Here is an 11,666-nt window from a genome sequence, read left to right on the forward strand (position 1 = left end):
CCTTATTTCATCGCATGGCCTAAAGATTGAAGATAAGCAATGATGGCGTCCATCTCTGTTTTACCTTCTACGTCTTTAGCCGCGTTTGCGATTTGCTCATCCGTGTATGGAACGCCAAATTGATTTTTGAAGATTTCAAGCTTCTTCTGTGTCAATTTGCCATCCAGTACGTTTTCCTCTAGCCAAGGGAAACCTGGCATGTTTGATTCTGGAACCAATTCACGAGGATCGATTAGGTGAACACGGTGCCACTCATCAGAGTAACGTCCACCTACACGGGCGAGATCTGGGCCAGTACGCTTAGAGCCCCATAGGAATGGGTGTTCCCAAACGCTTTCACCAGCGACAGAGTAGTGACCGTAACGCTCAGTTTCTGAACGGAAAGGACGGATCATTTGGCTGTGACATACGTTACAACCTTCGCGAATGTAGATATCGCGACCTTCCATTTCCAGTGCACTGTACGCACGAAGATTTTTCACAGGTTCAGTGGTTTGCTTTTGGAAAATCAGTGGAGTGATTTCAACAAGCGCACCTAAACTGATTGCGAATACGATTAAAATAGCCAGTAAGCCAACGTTACGTTCAACGACTTCATGGCGATTGTTAGAGTTTGAGCTCATCTTTAATCTCCTTAAGCCGGTTGAGGGGCAGCTTTCAAGCTACCTTTAGCTGCTGTTACTGTCTTATACGTGTTGTATGCCATTAAGAACATACCCGCTAAGAAGATGAAGCCGCCAACAAAACGAACGAAGTAGAACGGGTACGACGCTTGTACAGATTCAACGAAGCTGTAAGTTAGCGTACCGTCCGAGTTAACTGCACGCCACATCAGACCTTGCATTACACCAGAGATCCACATCGCAACGATGTACAGAACTGTACCGATAGTTGCTAGCCAGAAGTGGGTGTTAATAAGACCGACAGAGTACATACGCTCTTGACCGAATAGACGAGGGACTAGGTGGTATACAGAACCGATAGATACCATCGCAACCCAACCAAGTGCACCCGAGTGTACGTGACCAATTGTCCAGTCTGTGTAGTGAGACAGTGCGTTAACCGTCTTAATAGACATCATCGGACCTTCGAACGTTGACATACCGTAGAACGATAGGGAAACGATCAAGAAACGAAGAATTGGGTCGTAACGCAGTTTATGCCAAGCACCTGACAGCGTCATGATACCGTTGATCATACCACCCCAAGACGGAGCAAATAGAACCAAAGACATCACCATACCTAGAGACTGAGTCCAGTCTGGTAGAGCTGTATAGTGTAGGTGGTGAGGACCAGCCCAAATATACAGAGAGACAAGCGCCCAGAAGTGAACGATCGATAGACGGTAAGAGTAAACAGGACGTTCAGCTTGCTTTGGTACGAAGTAGTACATCATACCCAAGAAACCGGCTGTAAGAAGGAAACCTACCGCGTTATGGCCGTACCACCATTGAACCATCGCATCGACGGCACCTGAATAGACGGAGTAAGATTTACCCATCGAGACAGGAATTGCCATACTGTTCACGATGTGAAGTACTGCAACGGTGATGATGAACGCACCAAAGAACCAGTTCGCTACATAGATATGTGACGTTTTACGCTTAATGAGCGTTCCGAAGAACACAATAGCGTAAGACACCCATACCACTGCAATAGCGATATCGATTGGCCATTCTAATTCTGCATACTCTTTCCCTGAGGTGAATCCCAAAGGTAGAGTAATTGCAGCGGCTAATATAATTGCTTGCCATCCCCAAAAGGTGAATGCGACAAGAGGGCCTCCAAATAATCTCGTTTGACAGGTACGCTGTACAACATAATAAGACGTTGCAAACAGAGCACTGGTACCAAACGCAAAGATTACCGCATTAGTATGCAAAGGACGTAAACGACTGTACGTCAACCACGGCGTATCAAAGTTGAGCTGTGGCCAAACTAATTGAGCGGCAATCAAAACACCTACTGCCATACCAACAATACCCCAAAGAATCGTCACTAAAGTGAACTGGCGTACGACGGTATAGTTGTAGACTTGTTCAAGCTGCTTTTCTTGGCTCATTAACATGCTTCCAATTTTCTAATTAACTACACTTTACTTCCAACACGACACATGTCGTAATGCTACCCAACCCATCAAAAGAACTAACGTCGAATCAAAACGTTACTTCTCTTGCCGGATTTAACAAAAAGTAGCATTTTCAAAGGACAATAATACTTCAATTAACAATTCAAGAACAGGGCAGTAACCTTACACTTGGTCTGGTTTATGACCATTTATTTCAAAACTTTGAAGTTTGTTACACGGAGAACTCGTCACAATGGCAGCACAGAAGCTAACAAAAGCAAGGCTTGTACAAATAATCATCATGATGTCGGTGCTCATTGCGGCATTTAGTTACCGTACGATGACGCATGATGTGAGCAATACGGTAGATTGTTCAGTTAACGAACAATGCAAGCTACAAGTGGGAGAGGAAAATATCACCTTTTTGTATCATTCTTCGACAAAGGTGCTGAACGTCACAAAATCAGAACTTTTAACATTTAAAGTTCAGAATATGGATGATGTGTTAATGAAAACGGTTAAACAATCAACAGTTGAAGGAGTTGAGGCGCCAGTGACCGTCACAGTGACTTCGTCATCGGGCGAATCAAGACAAGTCGTTATCCGCTAGTTTCGGAAAGTGCCTACGATATCACCCCATAGCGTTCATTACTTTATCTGGCAGACCGAAATACTTTTGGTTGCCGTCAGGTTCTAACAATAGACAATGTGTAGAGCTGGTGATGAGCGCAGGATCCACTGTCGTGTACACCACCGTTTTGTCTTTTAGCGCGCCCGTGAAGAGCTGATTCAAATACCCCGCGTGCTCTGCCTCACATCCAACAAACGGTTCGTCAATAATGAATAAGCTCTGCGACATGTCGCCAAGGCCAATCGCTATTTTCAGCTTTTGAATGACGCCACTAGGGAGGTTCTTTAATACATCGGTATTTAAGTGGCTATCCAACCCATCACTAAACCATTTAGAAAGCTCGAGAAGGTTAAAGGTGTAGTTCATCTGAGCTTCGGAAATCACGCCGTTGTGCAGAACATAGTTCGACCGAATAGAACCCTCAAAAAGGTGCATATCAAACGGAATGAAGTTAATCGCTTTTCTATAGCGATAGTTGTTGAACTGCTTGATATTGTAGCCATCGATATAAACCGCGCCTTGATAACGCTCTTCTAGGCCGGCAATGATCATCAGCAGCGTTGTTTTACCACTTCCGGCAGGGCCAGAAATGGCGGTTTTACTTCCGGGCATGAGCTTAAACCCTAAATTAGTTAGCCCCGTTTGAGCACCTTGGTATCGATGTGTGATGCCACTACCCACCACTTCACCAACGAACTTACGAATAGGCGGACTTTTCTCTAGCGACGTCTTGTCGTCGTTAAGCGACATTAAGGCATTGATCTGAGCCGCTGAAGATTTAATGGTTTGAAACTTGGTAATGGAGTTATATATGCCCATGATAGGGCCGAGCGCTTTCCAAACCAAAATGACCGTGGCTAACATAGCGCCAGCATCAGAGTTTCCATCCATCACAGTTATCACGGCGGTAACAATCGAAGCCGTACCGATCGCCTGAATTAGGCCACCACCAATTGCTTGAATGTTACTGTTGGTCATTGCAACGTGTGCAGCATCATTCGAGCTCTGTTCGTGTGATGCATTAAATCGAGACTGAATAACGCGAAGAAGAGGCAGCCCCTGAATGGTATTGATACCTCGAAGTAGCTCGTTCCATTGATAAGAGACCATGGCATTCGCCCTGGAACTGTTGGCGGTTGCTTGAGAATAGATATAACGCGAATAAATACAGAAAACTACCATTAAGAAGATGCCCGCTAAGACCGTAAGTGCTGCGTATCCAGAGAGAATGGTCACCGCTAAAATGAAAATAACGATAAACGGCATATCGAAGTAACTGAGTGTCGCTTCAGCTGTGACGAGCTTTCTGAACTGATCGATATCTTTTAAACGCGCCAACTGAGACGAAACTCCAGCAGAAGAAGTCATTGAGTAGGGCAGCCACAATAACTTTGCTATCACATTGCGAGATATGTGAACGGCCAAGTCTTGTCCGGAGGTGGCGAGAATATTCATCCTAACTTTTTTTACTGCATATTCAGCAAATCCTAAAAAGACAGCAAACAGGGTCAGCCAATACAAGGTAGAAACAGAGCTAGAAGCGAGTGCGAAGTTATAAACACTCATAATGAAGAACGGCTGTAAAGCACCAAAGATATTGATAACCAGAGAGAGGAAGATCAGACTTTTAAACTCATCGTTATAGCGATAGAACGCATACTTGATCCAATTAGACTTATCTTGTGACTCCGGTGGCGGTTCTCGAAACAGCTTAGAATATTCAGAGATAACGGTAATTGAATAGGTGGCATCAACCAATGTCACCGTGACACTGTTATTGTTCTTGTAATCAAACAACGTAGCAACACCATCGCGCACAGAGAGAAGTATTGCTTCAAGCTTATCTAGCTCAATAAAACACGGTAAATGTAACCCCTCCGTTTGGGCAAGCTCGGCTTTTTCATATTTAGTGGTGCGGCATTGATAACCCAGCCTTGTTAACGTCGCCTCAAAACCGTCCGAATCTGATTCCCCTGGCATAAAGGCATCGGATAGGAGTTCAGGAGTTCCTTCCCATTCCATGGCGATAAGCGTATAGGCCAGTCCTCGAAGTAAAGGGGAGCCTTGGTAGCGCTCCTGAAACTGTTCGGACTCAAAGTCGGAGAGTCGTTGCCCGATGTTGTTGAAGTCGACAAGAATACTCATGCAGCTACCTCTTCGCCAGTTAAACGAATCGATTTGAGCCCATACTTTCTGCTGTCGAGTTTGTTACTGACAATGATTAGGAATTGCTGGTTTGCTTTGGGTATGAGTGTTGAAACCACTCGTTCGCCAAACGCGTTGTCAAAAACAGCGTCTATATCGTCTAGCACCAATAATATTTTTTGGCTTAGCATCGCCCTCACAATTAAGAGGGCGTATTGAACCTGCCTCGAAACAGGCGCGTTCTTGTGTCCGGTAAGTTGAGTGTAGAAGCCGTCGGTCAGTGCATCGATCTCGTGTTTGATGCCAAGGTTCTTGCAGATAGTAAACGCAGCACTGTTTAGAATAGGCCTGAAACAGGTTAGGTTATCGATAATGGTTCCTTCTACGAAAGTACTGTTTCCATCGATTCTGTGTACGGCCTCACGCCAGGTGTGATAGTGAACATCATGAAGAGGTTTATGGTTAATGTAGATTTCTGATTTATCACATTCAACATCTCGAGTTAAGCAGCGAGTAATATGACTCTTACCACTGCCAGAGAGGCCTCGAATAACTGTGGGTCTACCCAATGTGAACTCGATTCGTTGTCCCGTGGAGAGTTTTACTTCAATGAGATTCCCGATATCTTGATCAATTGGAGCGGGGAGTGATTCATCCTGAGTTTCAACCAGCGCAATATCACGTTGCTGCTTGTATTCCAATTCCAATAACTCAGACACTTTCTCAATGTGCAGTTTGTTAAGCTTCCAGCGACCAATAGTACGCATAACCTGTTGGTACGGGGCAAAGTATCGGTTCGTCAGCATAATGATGGCAGCCATAACGCCTTGGCTTGCAGACAAATTAATGACCGACGTTGCAAGCAGCACGACAACGCAAGCAATAGATAGCTGCTGAATCAGCGCAAGAACAAGGTTAAAATCAGATTCTAGGTTTTCGTACTCGATATTTTTGCGTTCTCGCTCCTTAACCATATCTGTCATTAAGCTTTCTAAGCGATATTCCATAGTGCGGCTTTTATTGTCGAGAGGACTTGAAACAATCTCGATGATTTTGGAATTAGTAAGACCTTCGATCTCTGATTTTTCCTCGAGCGTCACAATCTTTTTACTAGAAATACGTAGCGCGGCGACATAGAGAATGATTGAAGCCACGACCAGCGTGAGACCGGCACCAACATTGATAAGGCCGATAATAATGATGGTTATCACACTGACCACCGCGTTGATGACCGCTCGAACGGTTTCTCCTCCAAAGAAGCTTTTAATCTCAGGGATGGTCGAAATACGTTCTAAGTACTGGCCGGGTTCGAGTTGATTAAACTTGTTTATTTCAGACAAACACACCGACTTAAACACGCGGTTGGTCAAATCGGTTTCAAAGTCCTTCATTAGCGTCGAGGTGATGACTTCCTCTTGTTTTTTCAGCAGGTAATCGAGGTAGATAGCAACAAGGATTATCGCGAAAAGTAAAGAAAGGGTATCTTTGGCTTGGTTGGGCAATACACGGTCGAAGATAATCAATATTGAGAAGGGTAGTACCAAAGCAAACAGAGTCGACATGATGGTCGAAAAGGTGAGATACACCGTATCGGCAAATGTGATTCGTTGGGAGAAATGCTCACTACTCATCGACCCGTCCTATTGCTACTCAATGTTGAAAGAAAAATGCACATATTTTCAGTTTTTTAAATGCTCAGGTATTACGTCCATATCGCGAATGCTGGATTCGTTGACCATTAAAGCCATGATTTTTTCTATGCTCAGCGGGGATAAATTTCCCACCGTTTTATCAAGTCGAATCGACTCAATAACATAATCGTATTTTGCGCTTTCATAATCTCGAATAGCACTAAACAACTTGCTCTCTGCAGCAAGTAAATCGGTTAGGGTTCGCGTACCCAAATCGTAAGCCCTCTTAATTCCATTGTAGGAAGAATAATTGGCACGAATAATATTTTCGAAGGTGAAAATCGATTGAGAGAAATCGTTGATGTTGAGAATGGAGGTTTCTAGGTCGTTTTTGACTGTGTTGCGCGTATCGAGAAGCAGTAGCTCATTGCGCTCAATGGATTTTTCATTCTTCTTATAAGCATAGTAATCAGAGCCACCGGTCGTGATAGGGACGGTTAGCGTAAGCCCAAGAGATTTAGAATCGCTAATCCCGGTTGCGCCGGGTGTGGTAATCGGGTCGAAGTTGTTGGTGTCATCATGACGATAACTGGCGCTTGCAGATAGACTTGGCGCAAAATTTGAACCCGTTTCTTTCAGTGTTCTAAAACTTCGCTCTAGTGTTTTCTCGGAGACGATAATGTCATTGTTATACTGCATTGCCTGCTCAAGTAAATCGCCGCTGCGCTCAAAAGTAATTTCTGACAATATCAGGCTACGCTCTAAGTCTTGAGTTGGAATAACTGGGTATTGTGTGAGTAACTCCAGTGTATTGAGAATCACATCCTTGTCTTTACCGAGGGTTCTCAAACGATTGGCTATCCCTTCTTTTTGCGCCACCACTTCATAAAGCTCACTTGCAGCAACATTACCAAGCTCCACATTGCGTTGCATCTGTTTGAGTCTAGCGAGAGACGAGTCAAGCTCTGCTTTAGTAGCGCGAGTTTGAGCGCCGTTTTTTAAATACTCAAAGTACTGAACGGCAATCTCTTGAATGATCTCTTGAGTTTTATTTTCGTTCTTAATCTCTTCAATGTTGAAGTCCAGTTTCGCCGTGCCGTACTTGTAGATATCCGCAAGATTAAACAAGCTTTGACTCAGTGAAACGCTATAACCGTGATCATTGTAGCTGTTGGTGGTGTCATCGGCATTACTAAGAACGGTACGGTTACCACTCCAAGTACTCGTCGCATTGGCTGAAATGGTAGGGAGAAATTTTGAACGACTTACATCGATGTTGTAGGCGTTCTCTTCAACGCCCCTTCGACTCGCGATAAGCGACACATTGTTGTTCAAACCAATCTGTACTGCCTCCAGCAAGGTTAATGCTTGAGAAGGAAAACTAACAACGATAAAAGCACAACTAACTAATCTTCTGATAGGCCACATATTTTTTGATCACCTTGAGAATTTCATCGCTTTTGTAAGGCTTGCTGATTACGTAATCCATACCGGCTTCGATACATGCTTTGTGTTCTGCGACACTGGTCAATGCCGTTGCGCCGATGATCGTCGAAGGAATGGTGATATCGTTTTCTTTTTCGTGTTCACGTATTAAGCGAGTTGCCTGTATGCCCCCCATGCCCGGCATAATACAGTCCATAAAGATAATGTCTGCGCGCTGTTTCTTAACCCATTCGACCGCTTCTGAACCATCGCCCACGGTATCGGCGTTGTATTCTTGTTTCATCAAAATACGTTTGAGTAGGAACTGCTGTACCTTGTCATCTTCAACAATTAAGAATGAACTGTTTTCTAAGGTCTCCTCAACGGACTCCGCTTCCAATGCTTCACGTAAATGAGGAATAAATTCGTGCGGCAAAATAGGACTGAAAAAGACTTTGTCGACGAATTCATGAGTGATTTGAGCCAGCTCAGAGGTGCTCGACATCAAAAACAGCTTAGTACCGGTAGGTTTTAGTCGCTTGCTCAGCGTTTTACTGAAAGGCGCGATTTGGATACCTTCAATGGCATCGGTGATGATGACGCCGTCTACTTTATCTTCAGATGGGTTTAGACGGAAAAGCTCATTAGGATCATCGCAGACGGTAAACTTAGCACCATTCATCTTGAGCACATTGGTTAATATCTCCAGTGATAGCATGCCGGAACTACAAACAATAAGATTTTTACCTTCCAATGTAATTGAGTTTGGCGCGAAGTAACTTTGAGCTTCGAGATCAACTTCCACTTGGAAGCGTCGCTGTTTACCGGATTCAAACCATTTGGAATTAAAGTGACCAACATTCCCAAGGATTGACTTTGTCCATTCATCATTGCTACCCATTGAATCGGCACGTTCAGACCAATGTAGTGAATCAACTTTAGCCATTTTCACATTTGTGTTGGTGAGAAACATAAGTGACAATGTAACTCTTGAGCGGTCGACATCTAGACCACTGCCAGTCTCTACTTTAAACAGCACGTTTCTGTCAGTTTGAACTTGCAGTGCGTTTGACAGCTTTAGGAAAAGCATCCAAAACAGACTTGTTTGATGACCCAGTACCATAGCAGGAACACTGCCAATGAATGCACACTCGAGTGTAAGGTTTTCTCGCTGGAGTTTAGATTTCATGTGGATAGTCAGCTCAGAAACCACATCCAAGAAAGAAAACGCGCTACTGCTTTTATCTCGGCCTTGAGAGAGCAGCCGATTGTAGTTTTCGGCAAGTTCAGAAAGGGTATTGGCGGCAGAAGTAATGTCCTGAGCGAGAACCGCTGTGTTCTCATCGGCATCTTGGACTAGATAATGAATTCCGCCTTTGATGGTATTGGTTATCCCGCGAATTTCATAACCAATAAGCCCATAGAGCTGTTGATTTAAATCGGCATCTTGTTGCTGCTTATCGACCTTTTCATGGAGCAATCTCAACTTGGAATAAATGCTACGCTCAATGGGGTCAATCTCAGTAGTACTAAGGATCTCTTCGATTTTTGATGAATCTAGTCCATCCAAACGCTCAGCGAGAGACTCAAAACTCTGATTCACAGAGCGACGATCACGAACCGTTTTCTTCAGTCGATTCCAACCGCCAAGAACGACAGCGATGGCAATAATGGCCAGCAGCGGAAAAATAACGACAATAATGTTCACAGAAGAGCGGATATCCTCAACAACTTGCTTGTGTTCAACAAAAAACAGGTCGTCAAACCGGTTACGGATCTCGACATAGTTGTTGCTGAGAGTTGTACGAAGCAGGTAATGGTCTTCTCGCTCAGGAGAGTCTTGTGCAAAATATCGATTGATCGCGAGCTGCACGTTACTGTATTCCACAGCACCGACTAAACTGACTTGTTTTTTATCCAATGCAGCTAGCGCTTTGAAGGCGGCCATTTCATTCATTAATGACCTAACGTGGTGGCTAACGTGATCACATTCACTATTCTGAAGGCAGATATCTAAGGTAAGAATGGTTGACTCAAGCGCTGTGTTTAGTTTTTCTGTTTGCGCGATAAGCGGTGTAGTGAAGGTGCTTTCTTTGGGAGCGGCGGTGTAGTACTGATAAGCAAACCAGAGGCCAATGGCCGAAAGGCATAGTAAAACTACTATGCCTAATTTGATTACTGGGAAGCTGTATACTTTGTACCTTGGTTTCATGGTTTAACGCTCGTCAAATGCATCTTCAATTGCCGACATTACGGGCTTGGCTGCGTACTCTATGACACGCCTATCACCCGTTTTTATATCTGCCGTAAACTCCATAAATGGTGAGAGACTGTACTTAGTGCCAGAACGTTCAAGATAATCATGCTCTATCGTGATTTTCGCTAGGTAGTACTCTGTTTCCTCCTCCTCATAAGAGGAGCGACTGATCGAGGAAATCTTGCCTAGCATAAAACCGTACTTGGCAAAATTGTAGGTATCGAACTTCAGTTTTACTTCCTGTCCAACTTCAACAAAACCCATCTCTTTACGAGGGAGCTTCGCTTCACCATGCAAGGTATTATTTAACGGTGCAATATCAGCAATGCTTTCGCCTGGAGGCACTACCGCAGAGCGAAAATTAAAATGCACCTTGTCAACAACCCCATCAACGGGAGAATAAACCACAAGACGATTTACTTTATCCGTATGCTGAGGTTGCTGTATTCTTTTAATGTCGAGATCTTTATTCGCTTGAATTATTTGTGCTTGATACTCCGCGTTCCTATTTACAATCAGATCGTTAAGCTGTTTTTCTAACCTTAGCATCTGAAAGTCTTCATTCATGAGAGATTCATCTAGGTTTTCGATTTCCCTCACCATATTAGACTCTTGAACCTGCATATTTAGTACGTCTACGTAAGAGGCCATTTCTTCGTTGTACAGCGTTTGCTTTATCTCAAGCTGTTTACGGATCAACTTAAGCTGGTTAAGAGAGCTCACGCGTCTTTTCTTCATCGACGCAATAAGGCGATCTTTGTGTTCGATATCATGTTTGATCAATGATTCCGCAGAGACATTTTTAGCGTTCTCTTTACGCCATGTATCCTCATTCACTCGCACGAGATCCGGAAAATCGGAATAAGGTGTATAATCCGGCTCTTTCTGAGCAATTAGACTCAAATAGCGAAGTCTATCGAGTTCAAGCTGTGCAATCTCAGCATTCATTGTCGAAAGCTGTGAGTTTCTCTCAATGGCTCTAAGCCTCGCGATTGGCTGGCCTTCGTAAACAATGTCCCCCGGTTTCACGAGCATTGAATCGAGTATGCCTCCTTCAAGATGTTGAACTTTCTCTATATCTGATTCGAGTAAAAGCTCACCCCTTGATGAAACGACAATATCGATACGAGCTTGAGAAGCAATGCCAAGTAGAATCAGAATGATAAAGAAAGTCAAAAGAAGGGTTTTGTGAACGGTTGTCATCGCACTCTTTATTTCAACCGCTTCAACATAATCAGACTCCGATTTATCTGTATTTTGAATCAAGGCATTTCTAATGTGATGCTCGATGTTACTTTTACTCACAACTGCCTCCCGGACAACAACCTAAACTATAGTATTAAATCTACGTGATAACAGCGTGTTAGGTTTAGATTGCACAAATATCACCTTAACTAATAGTTAAGTATATTAATGCTCATTTTTCAAAAAAAATTCCTTGTTAATCTGTAGTTTGTGTTTAGTTGCTTAGCTAAATATTTTTGGTACGCATAAATTTCAATTTTTTCA

The 11,666-nt window shown here is 43.6% G+C and carries 8 protein-coding genes; 1 reads left to right on the plus strand and 7 read right to left on the minus strand.

All coding sequences use genetic code 11. The features are described from left to right. Positions 1 to 2: 2 nt before the first annotated feature. Positions 3 to 623, minus strand: coding sequence for a cytochrome-c oxidase, cbb3-type subunit II (ccoO, locus tag ACJB0T_RS00085; protein WP_479290159.1), 621 nt, complete (start codon positions 621 to 623; stop codon positions 3 to 5). 11 nt (positions 624 to 634) lie between these two features. After that, complete coding sequence (ccoN, locus tag ACJB0T_RS00090) at positions 635 to 2,062, minus strand: cytochrome-c oxidase, cbb3-type subunit I (protein WP_042501564.1); 1,428 nt, start codon at positions 2,060 to 2,062, stop codon at positions 635 to 637. 259 nt (positions 2,063 to 2,321) lie between these two features. Between ccoN and ACJB0T_RS00095 the strand changes: the two genes are divergently transcribed. Further along, complete coding sequence (locus ACJB0T_RS00095; RefSeq protein WP_479290158.1) at positions 2,322 to 2,678, plus strand: hypothetical protein; 357 nt, start codon at positions 2,322 to 2,324, stop codon at positions 2,676 to 2,678. 21 nt (positions 2,679 to 2,699) lie between these two features. On the opposite strand, the gene ACJB0T_RS00100 is transcribed toward ACJB0T_RS00095, so the two are convergent. Genes ACJB0T_RS00100 through ACJB0T_RS00120 form a run of 5 tightly spaced genes read right to left on the minus strand, consistent with a single transcriptional unit; the run spans position 2,700 to position 11,462 of the window. Beyond that, positions 2,700 to 4,844 (minus strand): ATP-binding cassette domain-containing protein, encoded by a 2,145-nt coding sequence (locus tag ACJB0T_RS00100; protein WP_479290156.1) that lies wholly within the window; start codon positions 4,842 to 4,844, stop codon positions 2,700 to 2,702. Continuing rightward, positions 4,841 to 6,475 (minus strand): ATP-binding cassette domain-containing protein, encoded by a 1,635-nt coding sequence (locus ACJB0T_RS00105; protein ID WP_479290154.1) that lies wholly within the window; start codon positions 6,473 to 6,475, stop codon positions 4,841 to 4,843. Before ACJB0T_RS00105 ends, ACJB0T_RS00100 begins: the two co-directional genes overlap by 4 nt. A 48-nt stretch (positions 6,476 to 6,523) precedes the next feature. Beyond that, positions 6,524 to 7,903 (minus strand): TolC family protein, encoded by a 1,380-nt coding sequence (locus ACJB0T_RS00110; protein WP_479290152.1) that lies wholly within the window; start codon positions 7,901 to 7,903, stop codon positions 6,524 to 6,526. After that, entirely contained in the window at positions 7,878 to 10,112 is a 2,235-nt protein-coding gene (locus tag ACJB0T_RS00115; RefSeq protein WP_479290151.1) for an ATP-binding response regulator, read from the minus strand. The genes ACJB0T_RS00110 and ACJB0T_RS00115 overlap by 26 nt, the downstream gene beginning before the upstream one ends. Positions 10,113 to 10,115: 3 nt before the next feature. Next, on the minus strand, positions 10,116 to 11,462 hold the full coding sequence (locus ACJB0T_RS00120; RefSeq protein WP_479290150.1) for an HlyD family type I secretion periplasmic adaptor subunit: 1,347 nt from the start codon (positions 11,460 to 11,462) through the stop codon (positions 10,116 to 10,118). Positions 11,463 to 11,666: the final 204 nt, after the last annotated feature.

Source organism: Vibrio sp. CB1-5 (genome assembly GCF_059412285.1).